Genomic DNA, 14,371 nt, shown 5'->3' with positions numbered 1-14,371 from the left:
GGAGTCAATCTATGCAACAACAGTGGTCTGCAGTTGATAATTACATGATCTCTTCACTCATTCCCGAGGATAATATCCTCCAGCGGGTGCTGGAAAACAACCAGCGTGCCGGTTTACCCGAACACGATGTCGCGCCAAATCAAGGGCAGTTGCTGGCGCTTTTTGTCCGCATGACGCAGGCACGGCGGATCCTTGAAATCGGCACGCTGGGCGCCTACAGCACTATCTGGATGGCACGTGCACTGCCACCTGACGGGAAGTTGATCACCCTCGAAGCGGACCCCATCCATGCCCGCGTTGCACGTCAGAATATCCAGCTGGCGGGGCTCAGCGATCGGATTGAGCTCATTGAAGGCCCTGCGCTGCACTCTCTTGAACACGTCGGTGATGTTCCACCGTTCGACCTGATCTTTATCGATGCCGATAAGCCAAACAATCCGGGGTATCTGGAGTGGGCACTGTACTACTCACGCCCGGGAACGCTGATCGTCGGGGATAATGTGGTTCGTGACGGCGAAGTGATTAACGCGCAAAGCGACGATGCCCGCGTACAGGGCGTCAGACGATTTATTGAGATGATCGGGGATAACCCGCGCCTGACGGCGACCGCGCTACAAACGGTGGGCAGTAAAGGATGGGATGGCTTTACCCTGGCCGTGGTGAATCGCTAAACGCAGATGCCCTCTCTCACAGAGAGAGGGCGAACACCCGACGTTACGCCGAAATCTGCTCCATTGCCTGCAAAATACGCTTATCCGAAATGGGATACGGCGTACCGAGCTGCTGGGCAAAGAAGCTGACGCGCAGCTCTTCGATCATCCAGCGGATCGCCTGCACGTCTTCATCGTCACGGCGCGCTGGCGGCAATTTGTTGAGCCACTGCTGCCATGCCTTCTGCACGCTTTCCACTTTCAGCATCTGCGCGCGGTCACGATGCGGATCGATAGCCATTTTCTCCAGACGTTTTTCGATCGCCTGCAGATAACGCAACGTATCGCCAAGGCGTTTGAAGCCGTTGCCGGTAACGAATCCACGGTACACTAACCCGGCCATTTGCGCTTTCACGTCCGACAGCCCCAGCGCCATGGTCATATCCACGCGCCCTTTCAGGCGTTTGTTGATATTGAACACGGTGGTGAGGATCTGCTCGACCTGTTTCGCAATGTCGACCACGGTGTCGTTCAGTTCTGCCCTGACTTTCTCGTGCAGTACCGCAAACTCCGCTTCTGACCAGACCGGACCGCCCGCCTCGTGGATAAGCTTGTCTACGCCACAGGAGATGCAGTCGTCAATCAGATCCAGCACTTTACCGTACGGGTTAAAGTAGAGGCCAAGCTTGGCTTTGTTCGGTAACTTCTCGTGCAGATATTTAATCGGTGACGGAATATTAAGCAGCAGCAAACGACGCAGACCACGCCACATCATCTGCTGTTGTTCCTGTGGATTATCAAAGAGTTTGATGGCCACGCTGTCACGCTCATCCACCAGTGCAGGCCAGGCCTTCACCCGGTAGTTGCCGCGTTTTTGCTCGTAGCTTTCCGGAAGCGCGCCAAAGCTCCAGATGTGCAATCCGCTCTGCTCGATACCGTCATCAGCCACCGCAGAAAGCGTCTCCTGGACTTTACCTTTCAGCGCCTCTTTCAGTTCGGTCAGCGATCGGCCTTCCTGCAGCTTTTTGTTTTTGTCGTCCACCACGCGGAAGCTGATTTTCAGGTGATCGGGCACCTGATCCCAGTGCCAGTCGTCGCGGTCGACGGTTACGCCCGTCATGCGCCTGAGCTCACGCTCCAGCGAATCCAGCAGCGGCAACTCCAGCGGCGTTACGCGGCCTAAAAACGCGTCGGCATAGTTTGGCGCAGGCACAAAGTTACGACGCACCGGTTTTGGCAGCGATTTGATCAGCGCAATCACCAGCTCGCGACGCAGCCCCGGAATTTGCCACTCGAATCCGCTCTCTTCAACCTGGTTTAACAGCGGCAGCGGAATGTGTACGGTGACGCCATCCGCATCCGCGCCCGGCTCAAACTGATAGGTCAGGCGCAGCTTGAGAGAGCCCTGATGCCAGAAGTTCGGGTAATCGAGTTTGCTGACCGACTCCGCTCCCTCTTTGATCAACATGCTCTTTTCAAAGTTGAGCAGGTCCGGGGTCTCTTTGCTGGCCTTCTTCCACCAGCTGTCGAAGTGGCGGGCAGAAATCACATCGTGGCTGATACGCTGGTCGTAAAACTCAAACAGCGCCTCGTCGTCGACCAGAATGTCGCGGCGACGGGATTTATGCTCAAGCTCTTCCACTTCGGCACGCAGTTTGAGGTTTTCACGGAAGAACGCATGACGCGTCTGCCAGTCGCCCTCCACCAGCGCGTGACGAATAAACAACTCGCGGCACAACGCGGGGTCTATCTGGCTGTAGTTAACCTTGCGCGCGCCAACCACCGGCAAACCGTAAACGGTCACTTTTTCGGTCGCCATCACCGCGCCCTGCGCGCGCTCCCAGTGCGGTTCACTGTATGAGCGCTTCAGCAGGTGCTGGGCAACAGGTTCAACCCATTCGGGATCAATGCGCGCCGCAATGCGGCCCCACAGGCGGCTGGTTTCCACCAGTTCGGCCACCATGGTCCATTTAGGCGGTTTCTTGAATAAACCGGACCCCGGGAAGATGGAGAAACGGGCGTTACGCGCCCCGGTATACTCCTGCTTGTCGGCATCCTTCATCCCGATATGGGAGAGCAGACCGGTCAGCAACGCAATGTGAATTTCGCGGTACTCCGCCGGTTCACTGTTAACCGGAATGCCCAGCTCTTTCACCACCTGACGCAGCTGCGTGTAGATATCCTGCCACTCGCGCACGCGCAGATAATTGAGGAAATCGACGCGGCACTGGCGGCGGAACTGGTTCGACGACAGCGCTTTCTGCTGCTCGCCGAGGTAGTTCCACAGGTTCACAAAGGCGAGGAAGTCGGACTCTTTATCGTGGAACCGACGGTGTTTTTCATCAGACGCCTGCTGCTTGTCCATCGGACGCTCGCGCGGATCCTGAATCGAGAGCGCGGAGGTAATGATCATCGCTTCACGCACACAGCCGTGTTTCTGTGCTTCCAGCACCATGCGCGCCAGACGCGGGTCAACCGGCAGCTGGCTGAGCTGACGACCCAGCGGCGTCAGTTTGTAGGCGCTAGCCTGCTCGTCGGTGGTGATGGCACCCAGCTCTTCCAGCAGGCGCACGCCGTCCTGAATGTTGCGCTTGTCCGGCGCTTCGACAAACGGGAACGCGGCGATGTCGCCAAGCCCTAGCGCAGTCATCTGCAGGATGACCGACGCCAGGTTGGTGCGCAGAATTTCCGGGTCAGTAAACTCCGGTCGCGACAGGAAATCGTCCTCGGAATAGAGGCGAATACAGATCCCTTCCGACACACGGCCGCAGCGGCCTTTACGCTGATTAGCGGAAGCCTGAGAAACCGGCTCAATTGGCAGGCGCTGCACTTTGGTGCGGTAGCTGTAGCGGCTGATACGCGCCGTACCCGGGTCAATCACATATTTGATGCCCGGCACGGTAAGCGAGGTTTCCGCCACGTTGGTGGCCAGCACAATACGACGTCCGCTGTGCGGCTGAAACACGCGGTTTTGTTCGCTGTTTGACAGGCGCGCATACAGCGGCAGAATTTCGGTATGGCGAAGATCGCGCTTGCTGAGGGCGTCAGCGGTATCGCGGATTTCCCGTTCGCCGCTCAGGAAAATCAGAATGTCACCCGCGCTTTCATTTCCCAGCTCGTCGACGGCATCAAAGATGGCCTGCAGCTGGTCGCGCTCGGTATCGTCCGCGTCTTCCACTATCGGGCGATAGCGCACCTCCACCGGATACGTTCGGCCAGAGACCTCGATAATCGGCGCATTGTTGAAATGCTTTGAGAAACGCTCCGGATCGATGGTGGCGGAGGTGATGATAATTTTCAGGTCCGGGCGACGCGGTAACAGTTCTTTCAGATACCCGAGCAGGAAGTCGATATTCAGGCTGCGTTCGTGCGCTTCATCGATAATGATCGTGTCGTACTGCATCAGCAGACGATCCTGCTGGATTTCCGCCAGCAGAATACCGTCAGTCATTAGCTTGACCATGGTGTTATCGCTAACGTGGTCGCTGAATCGCACCTTATACCCAATGCAGCCGCCGGGCTGCGTTTGCAGCTCTTCGGCAATACGGTTCGCCACGGTACGCGCCGCCAGACGACGCGGCTGGGTGTGACCAATCAGCCCTTTCACCCCACGCCCCAGCTCCATACAAATTTTCGGCAGCTGAGTGGTTTTCCCTGAACCGGTTTCCCCTGCGACAATCACCACCTGGTGGTCGCGCACGGCGTCAAGAATGTCCTGTTTTTTCTGACTGACCGGCAGGTTTTCCGGGTAGGTAATCTCCGGACGTGCGGCTTCGCGCAGCACGACTTTCCCTGCCGCCTGTTCAATCTCTTTGGCCATCTCCTGATAAATGGCCTGTTGTGCATCAGGATTTTTAACCTTCTTCACCCCGTGCAGACGGCGGGCGAACCGCTGTTTATCACGCAGCATCAGTGAATCAAGCTGTTGCAGGAGCATCGGGAAGGTTAATTTTTGTTGTTCTGTCATAGCGTTAACGGGCAGTGCACTGCCGGGTAAAATCTCTTTTTAATGATTGCTATAGAATATCACATTGGCGCTTTGAGTGCCTTATTCAAAAAATTCGAACATAGACTTCGATATATTGCGCTATCCCTGCGACAGGATTGTGAATAGAGTGTCAACAAGCAACGGGGCAACCCCCTTCAATCAAATGCAAAAACAGGAATCACCCATGAGCAAAGTATTAGTATTGAAATCCAGTATTCTGGCAGGGTACTCACAGTCTGGTCAGCTCTCTGACTACTTCGTTGAACAGTGGCGTGAACAGCATTCTGCTGATGAAATCACCGTGCGTGACCTGGCTGCAAACCCGATTCCTGTGCTGGATGGCGAACTGGTTGGCGCGCTGCGTCCAAGCGACGCTCCCCTGACGCCACGTCAGCAGGAAGCCCTGGCCCTCTCTGACGAGCTGATTGCTGAACTGCAGGCGCACGACGTTATCGTGATCAACGCGCCAATGTACAACTTCAACATCCCTACTCAGTTGAAGAACTATTTCGACCTGGTTGCCCGTGCCGGCGTAACCTTCCGTTACACTGAAAACGGCCCTGAAGGTCTGGTGAAAGGTAAGCGTGCGATTGTACTGACCAGCCGTGGCGGTATTCACAAAGACACCCCAACTGACCTGGTTGCACCGTACCTGACTCTGTTCCTGGGCTTCATCGGTATCACCGACGTGAATTTCGTGTTTGCTGAAGGTATTGCCTACGGCCCGGAAGTTGCGACCAAAGCGCAGACCGACGCGAAAGCCGCTATCGACAGCCTCGTAGCCGCTTAATCATCCCCCTCTCACCACCTGGTGGGAGGGTTTCTTTCTGTCCCCGCCGCTAAAAATTCGCTATCATCCGCACCCACTCTTCTGTCGGGCCGTCTGATGTCTGCGATTATAGATTCTTTTATTGCCCCACCGTGTCACGACGAGATCGAGATCCTCTGGCAGGACGAACATCTGGTCCTGATTAATAAGCCTTCCGGTCTGCTCAGCCTTTCAGGCAAAAATCCGCAAAATCGCGATTCAGTGCATTATCGACTGGTACAGACGTTTCCCGGCTGCACGCTGGTGCATCGTCTGGATTTCGGTACATCCGGGCTGATGGTGATTGCGCGCAATAAAGCGATTAACGCCGCCCTCTGTCACCAGTTTAGCCAGCGCGCCGTGCGAAAGGTATACAGCGCCCTGCTTTGCGGGCATGTGGAAAACGACGAGGGAGTGATTGATGCCCCGATTGCTAAAGATCCGGCGCTGTTCCCGCTGATGTCGATTTGTGCGATTACCGGCAAGCCCGCACGCTCACGCTATCAGGTGATGGACCGGTTTTATGATGCGGCACTGCCGTTAACGCGGGTCAGACTGACCCCGGAGACCGGGCGAACCCACCAGCTGCGTATTCACTGCCAGCAGTTGGGCTACCCTATTTTAGGCTGCGATCTGTATGGTGGTCTTGCACTGCCGGGCACCGAACAGATACCACGGCTGATGCTGCACGCCAGCGAGCTGGATTTTGTGCATCCGGTGAGCGCAGAGGCAATTAACGCCCGTCACGCCGCACCGTTTTAAGCGCTGCTTACCACATCAAATCGTCAGGAATTTTGAAATCTGCGTACGGATCGTCTTCATCCTGCTCTTCCTGACTCAGGGCGCTGTTTAACACGATACTCTCGGCATCGCGCTGGGCGATTTTATCGGCCACCACTGCCGGGATAATCGCATAGTCGCAGTCGCCATTGGCATTAATCACCAGACGCGCAATCGCCAGGCGGCCATTGATCAGCTGGGCCTGCGTCTGCTTGTCGACCTCGATTTTTTTGATGAGATTGCCGTCGGTAAAGTTAAAGTCGATGGTGCCTCTGGTCACGGTGATGCGGTTCATTTCGATCAGCTGCTTGACCTGCGCTTTAAACTCTTTCGCCAGCGTCGCTTGCTTCTGCTGCTCGCTCAGCTGCTTGTCACGCTCGAGCTGCGCTTTTTTATTCTCTTCTACTGCTTCCCTTGCTTCACGGGCCTGAACGCGCGATTTCTTGGCCGTGCGCTGAACTTTAGCCATCTTCTTGCTGCTGACTAAGCCTGCTTTCAGCATCTGCTCTTGTAGGGTGAGTTTTGTCATGATCGTTTCTAAACCGTGTTGAAATTTTGGGGATTATACCTGGAAAGGCGCTGTTCATGAAGATAGCTCATGTTGCAGTGAAATTAAGTCACTTCCCCTCCGTCACGGGCTCAGGCATAAATTATGCATTGGTAACTTCTTAGCAACAAGAACTTAGGATGTATAACGACGATGAGTAATGCTTTTACATTTAGCCTTAAGCGTAGTTGCTTTGATGAAAATTATAACCCTTCAGAAAATACGCGTACCACCACCAACTTCGCCAACCTGGCCCGTGGCGAAAAACGCCAGCAAAACCTGCGTAATACGCTGGTGATGATGAATAACCGTTTTAACGCGTTAGCGCGCTGGGACAACCCAAAAGCCGATCGCTATGCGCTCGAACTGGACATTATTTCTGTGGATTTGCATATCGGCGCTGAGAAGCCCTTCCCGGCCATCGAAATATTGCAAACAACGATCGTTGATAAAAAGACCCATGAGCGCATCGACGGTATCGTTGGAAATAATTTCTCGTCCTATGTCCGCGATTATGATTTCAGCGTCTTGCTGCCGGAGCACAATAAAAATCAGTCCCGCTTCGCGATCCCGGATAATTTTGGTGAGCTGCACGGCACTATTTTCCGGCATTTCGTTAACTCACCTGAATACAAAGAGAACTTCAAAAAGGCACCAGTGATCTGCCTGAGCGTCTCCAGCAAAGACATCTACCGCCGCACGGGCAACCAGCACCCGGTGCTGGGCATTGAGTATCGTCCGGACGGTACATCCTTAACCGAGCAGTACTTCGGGAAAATGGGTCTGCAGGTTCGTTACTTTATGCCTGAGAATAGCGCAGCGCCGTTTGCGTTTTATTTCACTGGCGATTTATTACGGGATTACACCAACCTGGAGTTGATTAGCACCATCAGCACCATGGAGACTTTCCAGAAAATTTATCGTCCTGAAATTTACAATGCGAACTCAACCGCCGGAGAATGCTACCAGCCCGATCTGAATCATGAGGATCATTCATTAACAAAAATTGTTTATGACCGCGAAGAACGCAGCCGGCTGGCAATTGAACAGGGTAAATTTACGGAAGCGTATTTCATCAAGCCCTATAAACCTCTTCTTGAGCAGTGGTCAGGTCACAACACGCTTTAATTAATCGATAATAAAGGTCTTCTACTATGAAAACATTGCTCCCGACTTCAACGGCTGGCAGTTTGCCTAAGCCAACCTGGCTTGCGCAACCCGAAACGCTCTGGTCGCCATGGAAATTGCAGGATCAGGAATTACTTGCCGGTAAACAGGATGCGCTGCGTTTATCTCTGGATGAGCAGATCCGTGCGGGCATTGATATTGTCAGCGACGGGGAACAGACTCGTCAGCACTTCGTCACCACCTTTATTGAACACCTCAGCGGCGTTGATTTTGAGAACCGCCAGACCGTGCGAATTCGTAACCGCTATGACGCGAGCGTGCCGACCGTGGTGGATGCCGTCGCGCGTCAAAAACCGGTGTTCGTTGATGACGCAAAGTATTTACGTCAGCTCACGGATAAACCGATCAAGTGGGCTCTGCCCGGCCCGATGACCATGATCGACACCCTCTATGACGCTCACTATAAAAGCCGCGAAAAGCTGGCCTGGGAATTTGCCAAAATTCTCAATCAGGAAGCGAGAGAGTTAGAAGCGGCAGGCGTTGATATCATCCAGTTTGATGAACCGGCCTTTAACGTGTTTTTTGATGAGGTGAACGACTGGGGAATTGTCGCGCTGGAACGTGCCATCGAAGGTTTGCGCTGCCAGACCGCGGTCCATATCTGCTACGGGTATGGCATCAAAGCCAATACTGACTGGAAAAAAACGCTCGGTTCAGAATGGCGGCAGTATGAAGAAGCCTTCCCTAAACTGCAGACGTCCAATATCGACATCATCTCTCTGGAGTGCCACAACTCCCGCGTACCGATGGACCTGCTGGAACTGATCCGCGGCAAAAAGGTGATGGTGGGTGCCATTGACGTGGCGACCAATACCATTGAGACGCCAGAGGAAGTGGCCGATACGCTGCGTAAAGCGCTGCAGTTTGTCGATGCCGACAAGCTGTGGCCATCAACAAACTGCGGGATGGCCCCGCTCTCACGTCAGGTTGCCAACGGAAAGCTCAACGCCCTGAGCGCCGGCGCCGACATTATCCGTAAAGAACTCGGCGCGTAATCGCTACGTCTGCCAGTAAGGCGGGGTGCCGAAAAGCGCCACGTAATGATCAATCACCGCCCTGACGTTCAGGGGCGGATGACGGGCGTGAGGATAGATCGCCGCAATGTTCAGCGGCTCGGTATTTATGGCGCACTCCCGTTCCGCGAGGAGTGCGACCAGTTCCCCCTTCTGCAGTCTCTCGCCAATCAACCAGTCCGGAAACAGCACGATTCCCATCCCGCCCAGCGCGGCAATGAGCAGCGACTCCGCATTATTGGAGGTCATCAGCGGCACCACGGGGTAATGCACCCAGGCTTCCCCCTGACCTCGCACCAGCCAGCGATTGGGACCTGACGACCCGCGGTAGACCAGGCACCGGTGACGACTGAGGTCATCCGGCCCGTCTGGCACGCCGTGTTTTCGCAAATAGTCCGGCGACGCGGCCAGATGGTAACGCTGCTGGCCAAAAACCCGCGCGTGAAAGGTTGAATCCGTCAGCATGCCGATGCGAAAGATAACGTCGGCGGCATCTTTGTGCGGGTCGATAAAGTCATCGGTCAGCGTCAGCTCTATATTCAGCCGGGGATACCGCGCCGCCAGTGCAGGCAGGCCAGGGGCAACGTGCCGCTGCCCAAAGTACACCGGGCCATTTATGCGCAGCGTGCCGGAAGGCTCCGTCGAACGCTCATCCAGCTCCCGACGCGCCTCCTCCAGGCTTTCCACCATCGCTCTGGCGTAGCGGATAAAAAGGTGGCCGCTTTCCGTTGGGATCACCGCCCGGGTATTACGATAGAAAAGCTGCTGGCCGAGCGCATCCTCAAGCTGATGGATAACGCGTGAAACCTGCGAGGCAGACATCCCCTCCCGCCGGGCGACCACAGAAAAGTTTTGCGCTTCGTAAACCGCAATAAAAACCCGCAGCGAGCGGATATTCATATTTCCGGCATCAACCATTAGTGCATTTCCTGCAAAGGTGTTTCCTGCATTATGGCATTTTTCTCATCGATGTTCAGGGCTAGTCTGTTTCGCCTTCAGAACGTAGAGATAATGAATATGCAATGGATGTTAATTTTACTGGTTATTCTCGGCGGCATGGGCCTCTCCGTAGAGGCTGGCTTGCTGGGGCCACTAGGTGGGGAAGTCGGCGATTTATGGGCCACGTTCAGTATTTTCGGTACAGGTGCCGCGCTGACGTTTCTGCTGATGCTGTTTTTCAGCCCGCGTAACAGTCCGTCGTTTTTCGCACAGCCCGCATGGCAACTGCTCGGCGGCGTACTCGGGCCCGTTTACGTCGTCATTTTGACCCTCGCCACGCCGGCCATCGGCATTGCCCTGACGATGATTGGCATTCTGGCAGGTCAGGTCTTTAAGAGTCTTATCATTGACCACTATGGGTTGCTGGGCACCACGCCCAGAAAGATTAACGGTAAACGCATCATCGCGCTGCTTTTCATCATTGCCGCGCTGGTTCTGGTTGCACAGGGGTAACAAAATGACACTGATTATGATTATGTTGGCAGTGTGTGGCGGTGCGACGCTGAGCATCCAGGCCGCCATCAACGGACAGCTGGGAAGCAGCGTGGGCGTCTTTAAAAGCGCGTTTCTGACGTTTTCCGTTGGTGCGCTGGTCACCGCCCTGCTGATCTTCTTCTTTGAACCCAAACAGGCCGTTACTCTGATGGACGTGCCCAAATGGCAGCTGCTCGGTGCCCTGTTCGGCGTGCCCTACATTGTGATAATGGTACTGGCGGTACAACGCATCGGTACCGCCGTTGCCACGGTCGCGGTGATCTTCGGCCAGCTCACCATGAGCATGTTGATTGACAGCTTTGGCTGGCTGGGTAACGCGGTCATTCCGTTTTCGCTGAGCCGTCTCGGGGCCATCGTCTGCCTGGCCATTGCGCTGATCTTCATCTACCTCAGCAGCAAAACCCCAGCCGAACCGGCACCCGGGAGCGAGTAACGTCACGCCTTGCGGGTAAAGAACAGCGTCACCGTGGCGACGGTGACGCCCAGTTTCTTCAGCTCTGTTTTATTGAACAGATGGGTTTCATCCTGCAGGTACATCCAGTCGTCAAAGTGCAGCAGCCAGGTGCTGCCATTGGCTTTCACCTGCATGCTGTAATGCCAGTTGAAGGCGTTTCCCGCCGCCTGCCCGGTTGCCACCCCTTCGATATCCCCTGCCGTGCCTTCGTAGCGATCGCCACCCATCCGTCGGATATGCCATACCCGCTGCTGCTTTTCGCCGTCGTCATAGACGAAATGTTCATTGAGCGTCAGCGTATCGCCGATAACGTCCCCGGCAATCTCAACGTGAAACCGGCGCAACTGTGTACCGCTGCGATCCTGCACCATGCCCCACGCTTCGGTTTTCCCCTGAAAATAGCGGAAGATATCCAGCTTCGGCTGCTGTTGACGGTATTCCGTCACCTCTGTACTGCAGCCGGCCAGCAGCATCGTTACCGCCAGCGCGATGACCAGAATACGCTTCATTGTTGCCCTCCTGTCAGCTGCTGACGCAGCGCGGGATATTGCGTGCGGGGACTGAGCCAGATTGCCAGAAAGCGCGTGCTGAACGCGGCGGACTGACGTGGTCCCAGTGGAATAAAGTCTTTCTGCGTCGCCGAAGCACGGTACCAGAACTGCCCCTGCCTGTCGGTGACCACAAACGCCAGCTGGCTGCCCGGCCCAACATCGGGCCAGAGCGACTGGAGCATACGCAGCCAGGCTTCGCTTTGGGGCTCCTGCTCGAGGATCCCCTGCGCCTGCCACTGATCGCGCGTTGCCTCAACCAGGTCATCACGGTCGATTTCACGCGCGTAAGTGATAATCAACGCCCGATCCCCGTTCTCCCCGCTATAACGCCCCTCCGGCGTGCGAAGCTGTGAGGTATAGACGGTGAACGGCCCCCAGGTCAGCGTGGCGTCACCGACCTTGCGCCAGGTCAGCCAGTCGGCAGCCTGAGCCACGGGGGACAGGATTATCAGTAAGAGAAGCAGTGCCGCAGCTCTCATTTTTGTCTCCCCACCAGTAGATGGAAAAACAGCATCAAAACCAGCCAGCCCGGTGCCATCCAACTGATGACAATAAAGGTCGGCTCCAGAAAAGTAATGGCGCCAAGCCGTTCGCCAATCAGATAGGCGACAGGCCCGCCCACGGTTGCCAGCAGGGTCAGCAGCCAGCCGGGTAATGTTGTTGTGCGCGTCAGCTGAGTCCAAACGGTGGCGAACATCAGCCACAGTGCCACCATCCACAGCGGCATCAGTGACTCACCCGTAAACGCAAGCAGGCCCGTCAACGCCCAGAGCGTATCCAGCAGGCTCCCTGCCGCGGCCAGCGCAATGGCGTAAAGTCGGTACGCGGACGGCAACAGCAGGCAGGCCACAACCGCCAGCACGATCCAGATAATCAGGCCCTGCTCGCGAAAGAGCACCACCAGCGCCCAGTAAAAATCGAACGCGATAGCCAGCAGAAAGACCTGCAAATAATGTTTCATACGCGCTCGGCGGTCAGTTGCACCACGCTGATGGTGCGGGCGTTAAACCCGGCTTCGCAGTAGCCGAGGTAGTACAGCCACATCCGACGAAACCGCTCATCGAACCCGAGCTTTTCAATCTCCTGCCATGCATGCACGAAGCGCTGGCGCCAGAGAGCCAGCGTGCGGGCATAGTCGGGCCCCATATCAAAGAGATTGCGCATCACGAAATCGGTGTGGCGCGTCATAAGCTCATTCATGGCGGTGATGCTTGGTAAAAAACCGCCGGGGAAAATGTAGCGCTGGATAAAGTCGACGCTTTTGCTGTAGTCGCGATAGCGCTGGTCCTGAATGGTGATGGCCTGTATTGCCATACGACCTCCCGGTCGCAACCTGGCCTGACAGGTGCGGAAGAAGGTTGGCAGATAGCGCTGCCCCACGGCCTCAATCATCTCTATCGAGACCAGCTTGTCGTACTCTCCGGTGAGGTCGCGGTAATCGCACAGCAGTACCTCAACGCGATCCTGCAACCCGGCGCGGACAATCCGTTCTTTCGCCCAGAGATACTGCTCCTGCGACAGCGTCGTGGTGGTCACCCGACAGCCATAATGACGGGCGGCATATTCCGCCATCGCGCCCCAGCCGGTGCCAATTTCCAGCAGGTGATCATTGGCGTTCAGCGCCAGCTGATCGCACAGGCGAGCCATTTTGGCCTGTTGAGCCGCTGTGAGATCCTGCTCATCTGCGGTGAACAGCGCACTGGAGTAAAGCAACTCGTTGTCCAGAAAATGGGCATAGAAGGTGTTACCCAGATCGTAATGCGCGGCAATATTTTCGCGGGCCTGGGCGCGTGAGTTTCGCCGCGTCCAGTGACGAAGCCGTTCAAGCGGCCTGCTGAACAGGCGAAATCCCTTTTCCAGCCGGCCAAGCACCTGCCCGTTAAGCGCCAGGATCTCAAGCAATGGCGTGAGCTGTGTGGTTTCCCATTCGCCATCCATCCAGGCCTCAGCGGCGGCGAGGCTACCCCCCCTTAAGACACGCCAGTACACGCCCGGGCTCAGGATCTGAACGTCAGCATGCAGCGCAGCGGATGTCTCGCCGAAATGGAACGTCTGCGCACCCTCACGCAGGGTCAGCGAGCCGCCGCGGATACCGCTTAACAGACGAAACAGCAGCCAGCGCGCGATGCGGACGTTGCGCGGGATATCGGGTTCAAGCGCAAAGACGGGATCGGTCATGAGCGTTCACTCCTGCTGACGGGATGGTTATACAGCGGCACGCGCTTGAGCCACAGCCGCAGCGCCTGCCAGTAAATAGCGAAAACGGTTTTGAGGGTCATCAGTGGAATGCGCAGCAGCAGCGACCGCAGTGCCGCCCGGGTAAGCGGCTCCCGGCGTAGCGCCAGCGTGGCGTCAAACACCTTCGCTTCCTGATGGTTTTCAATGTGCATATGCAACGAGTCGTCAGGCGGGTTAAAGCGCCAGTGGTAAACCATGTCCATCGGGTTAAAAGGGGAAACATGAAACGCTTTTTCTGTGGGACGCGCATCCTGCCCATTCACCGCGTAGTAATGACGCTCATTCCAAGGGGTATTGCGAACTTCCGCCAGCACCCAGCGCAGCGTCTCCGCCCGGTCATAGCAGTAGTAAAAGTTGACCGGATTAAAATGGAATCCGAAGTAGCGCAGCTGCGTCAGGAGCATAACCCGCCCCTGCGGCCGTTCTCCGGTCAGGCTTTCAAGCCTGGTGAGGACATTATCTTTAAGCGGCGTGCCCAGCGGATAATCCGCATCATGGAACGAGGCGGCGGCAACACGATTGCGACGGACCCCGACCGCGGGCAACGTCTCCAGCTCATCGAGATCGAGCCAGGCCATAAAGACGCTGTAGCGGAACTGGTGCGCTTTCGGCCGGAAGCGACGATGGCGTAATACACCGTGATAGAGGCAGCTGTTCATT

The 14,371-nt window shown here is 56.0% G+C and carries 15 protein-coding genes; 7 read left to right on the top strand and 8 right to left on the bottom strand.

The features are described from left to right. The first annotated feature begins 11 nt into the window (after nucleotides 1–11). Entirely contained in the window at nucleotides 12–671 is a 660-nt protein-coding gene (locus ACMGG3_RS06440; protein ID WP_414149709.1) for an O-methyltransferase, read from the top strand. 43 nt (nucleotides 672–714) lie between these two features. Here the strand turns inward: ACMGG3_RS06440 and hrpA are convergent, their stop codons facing one another. Continuing rightward, nucleotides 715–4,617: an ATP-dependent RNA helicase HrpA gene (gene hrpA / locus ACMGG3_RS06435; RefSeq protein ID WP_414149708.1), complete on the bottom strand. Its 3,903-nt coding sequence runs from the start codon at nucleotides 4,615–4,617 to the stop codon at nucleotides 715–717. A 205-nt stretch (nucleotides 4,618–4,822) separates the two neighbouring features. Between hrpA and azoR the strand changes: the two genes are divergently transcribed. Beyond that, nucleotides 4,823–5,428 (top strand): FMN-dependent NADH-azoreductase, encoded by a 606-nt coding sequence (gene azoR, locus ACMGG3_RS06430; RefSeq protein ID WP_017693462.1) that lies wholly within the window; start codon nucleotides 4,823–4,825, stop codon nucleotides 5,426–5,428. Nucleotides 5,429–5,524: 96 nt separating this feature from the next. Next, nucleotides 5,525–6,208, top strand: coding sequence for an RluA family pseudouridine synthase (locus ACMGG3_RS06425; protein ID WP_020884216.1), 684 nt, complete (start codon nucleotides 5,525–5,527; stop codon nucleotides 6,206–6,208). A 7-nt stretch (nucleotides 6,209–6,215) separates the two neighbouring features. On the opposite strand, the gene ACMGG3_RS06420 is transcribed toward ACMGG3_RS06425, so the two are convergent. Continuing rightward, entirely contained in the window at nucleotides 6,216–6,755 is a 540-nt protein-coding gene (locus ACMGG3_RS06420) for a DUF2058 domain-containing protein (RefSeq protein WP_032678111.1), read from the bottom strand. 171 nt (nucleotides 6,756–6,926) lie between these two features. Between ACMGG3_RS06420 and ACMGG3_RS06415 the strand changes: the two genes are divergently transcribed. Together ACMGG3_RS06415 and ACMGG3_RS06410 are read left to right on the top strand one after the other, a co-directional pair. Beyond that, complete coding sequence (locus ACMGG3_RS06415) at nucleotides 6,927–7,901, top strand: DUF1852 domain-containing protein (RefSeq protein WP_414149707.1); 975 nt, start codon at nucleotides 6,927–6,929, stop codon at nucleotides 7,899–7,901. A gap of 26 nt (nucleotides 7,902–7,927) precedes the next feature. Then, nucleotides 7,928–8,956: a methionine synthase gene (locus tag ACMGG3_RS06410; protein WP_414149706.1), complete on the top strand. Its 1,029-nt coding sequence runs from the start codon at nucleotides 7,928–7,930 to the stop codon at nucleotides 8,954–8,956. A 3-nt stretch (nucleotides 8,957–8,959) separates the two neighbouring features. Here ACMGG3_RS06410 and ACMGG3_RS06405 read toward each other — a convergent pair whose 3' ends face one another. After that, on the bottom strand, nucleotides 8,960–9,892 hold the full coding sequence (locus ACMGG3_RS06405) for a LysR substrate-binding domain-containing protein (RefSeq protein WP_414149705.1): 933 nt from the start codon (nucleotides 9,890–9,892) through the stop codon (nucleotides 8,960–8,962). A gap of 99 nt (nucleotides 9,893–9,991) precedes the next feature. Between ACMGG3_RS06405 and ACMGG3_RS06400 the strand changes: the two genes are divergently transcribed. Then, a complete protein-coding gene (locus ACMGG3_RS06400) occupies nucleotides 9,992–10,426 on the top strand; it encodes a DMT family transporter (RefSeq protein WP_025204258.1) in 435 nt (144 codons plus the stop codon). Between the two features lie 4 nt (nucleotides 10,427–10,430). Continuing rightward, nucleotides 10,431–10,901 carry a DMT family transporter gene (locus tag ACMGG3_RS06395; RefSeq protein ID WP_032681070.1) on the top strand — a complete coding sequence of 157 codons (471 nt, stop codon included), beginning with the start codon at nucleotides 10,431–10,433 and terminating at the stop codon, nucleotides 10,899–10,901. Nucleotides 10,902–10,903: 2 nt separating this feature from the next. Here ACMGG3_RS06395 and ACMGG3_RS06390 read toward each other — a convergent pair whose 3' ends face one another. The 5 genes from ACMGG3_RS06390 to ACMGG3_RS06370 are packed head-to-tail and all read right to left on the bottom strand — an operon-like array spanning nucleotide 10,904 to nucleotide 14,370. Then, nucleotides 10,904–11,431 (bottom strand): DUF3833 domain-containing protein, encoded by a 528-nt coding sequence (locus ACMGG3_RS06390; protein ID WP_163304832.1) that lies wholly within the window; start codon nucleotides 11,429–11,431, stop codon nucleotides 10,904–10,906. After that, on the bottom strand, nucleotides 11,428–11,952 hold the full coding sequence (locus ACMGG3_RS06385) for a hypothetical protein (RefSeq protein ID WP_047744610.1): 525 nt from the start codon (nucleotides 11,950–11,952) through the stop codon (nucleotides 11,428–11,430). The genes ACMGG3_RS06390 and ACMGG3_RS06385 overlap by 4 nt, the downstream gene beginning before the upstream one ends. Further along, nucleotides 11,949–12,434 carry a DUF2878 domain-containing protein gene (locus tag ACMGG3_RS06380; protein WP_014169960.1) on the bottom strand — a complete coding sequence of 162 codons (486 nt, stop codon included), beginning with the start codon at nucleotides 12,432–12,434 and terminating at the stop codon, nucleotides 11,949–11,951. Before ACMGG3_RS06380 ends, ACMGG3_RS06385 begins: the two co-directional genes overlap by 4 nt. Then, nucleotides 12,431–13,651: an SAM-dependent methyltransferase gene (locus ACMGG3_RS06375; RefSeq protein ID WP_059306168.1), complete on the bottom strand. Its 1,221-nt coding sequence runs from the start codon at nucleotides 13,649–13,651 to the stop codon at nucleotides 12,431–12,433. The genes ACMGG3_RS06380 and ACMGG3_RS06375 overlap by 4 nt, the downstream gene beginning before the upstream one ends. Further along, on the bottom strand, nucleotides 13,648–14,370 hold the full coding sequence (locus ACMGG3_RS06370; protein ID WP_050736757.1) for a DUF1365 domain-containing protein: 723 nt from the start codon (nucleotides 14,368–14,370) through the stop codon (nucleotides 13,648–13,650). Before ACMGG3_RS06370 ends, ACMGG3_RS06375 begins: the two co-directional genes overlap by 4 nt. Nucleotide 14,371 lies beyond the last annotated feature (1 nt).

It is taken from the genome of Enterobacter sp. BNK-18, assembly GCF_047456135.1.
Classification (GTDB): domain Bacteria; phylum Pseudomonadota; class Gammaproteobacteria; order Enterobacterales; family Enterobacteriaceae; genus Enterobacter; species Enterobacter ludwigii.
Note: the sequence above shows the minus strand (reverse complement) of the source record. Positions and strands in the feature narration are given on the sequence as shown.

What these genes read in the sequence shown, in the direction of transcription:
- ACMGG3_RS06440 (WP_414149709.1), top strand. Translation starts at nt 12, where the DNA reads ATGCAACAACAGTGGTCTGCAGTTGATAATTACATGATCTCTTCACTC.
- hrpA (WP_414149708.1), bottom strand. Translation starts at nt 4,617, where the DNA reads ATGACAGAACAACAAAAATTAACCTTCCCGATGCTCCTGCAACAGCTT.
- azoR (WP_017693462.1), top strand. Translation starts at nt 4,823, where the DNA reads ATGAGCAAAGTATTAGTATTGAAATCCAGTATTCTGGCAGGGTACTCA.
- ACMGG3_RS06425 (WP_020884216.1), top strand. Translation starts at nt 5,525, where the DNA reads ATGTCTGCGATTATAGATTCTTTTATTGCCCCACCGTGTCACGACGAG.
- ACMGG3_RS06420 (WP_032678111.1), bottom strand. Translation starts at nt 6,755, where the DNA reads ATGACAAAACTCACCCTACAAGAGCAGATGCTGAAAGCAGGCTTAGTC.
- ACMGG3_RS06415 (WP_414149707.1), top strand. Translation starts at nt 6,927, where the DNA reads ATGAGTAATGCTTTTACATTTAGCCTTAAGCGTAGTTGCTTTGATGAA.
- ACMGG3_RS06410 (WP_414149706.1), top strand. Translation starts at nt 7,928, where the DNA reads ATGAAAACATTGCTCCCGACTTCAACGGCTGGCAGTTTGCCTAAGCCA.
- ACMGG3_RS06405 (WP_414149705.1), bottom strand. Translation starts at nt 9,892, where the DNA reads ATGGTTGATGCCGGAAATATGAATATCCGCTCGCTGCGGGTTTTTATT.
- ACMGG3_RS06400 (WP_025204258.1), top strand. Translation starts at nt 9,992, where the DNA reads ATGCAATGGATGTTAATTTTACTGGTTATTCTCGGCGGCATGGGCCTC.
- ACMGG3_RS06395 (WP_032681070.1), top strand. Translation starts at nt 10,431, where the DNA reads ATGACACTGATTATGATTATGTTGGCAGTGTGTGGCGGTGCGACGCTG.
- ACMGG3_RS06390 (WP_163304832.1), bottom strand. Translation starts at nt 11,431, where the DNA reads ATGAAGCGTATTCTGGTCATCGCGCTGGCGGTAACGATGCTGCTGGCC.
- ACMGG3_RS06385 (WP_047744610.1), bottom strand. Translation starts at nt 11,952, where the DNA reads ATGAGAGCTGCGGCACTGCTTCTCTTACTGATAATCCTGTCCCCCGTG.
- ACMGG3_RS06380 (WP_014169960.1), bottom strand. Translation starts at nt 12,434, where the DNA reads ATGAAACATTATTTGCAGGTCTTTCTGCTGGCTATCGCGTTCGATTTT.
- ACMGG3_RS06375 (WP_059306168.1), bottom strand. Translation starts at nt 13,651, where the DNA reads ATGACCGATCCCGTCTTTGCGCTTGAACCCGATATCCCGCGCAACGTC.
- ACMGG3_RS06370 (WP_050736757.1), bottom strand. Translation starts at nt 14,370, where the DNA reads ATGAACAGCTGCCTCTATCACGGTGTATTACGCCATCGTCGCTTCCGG.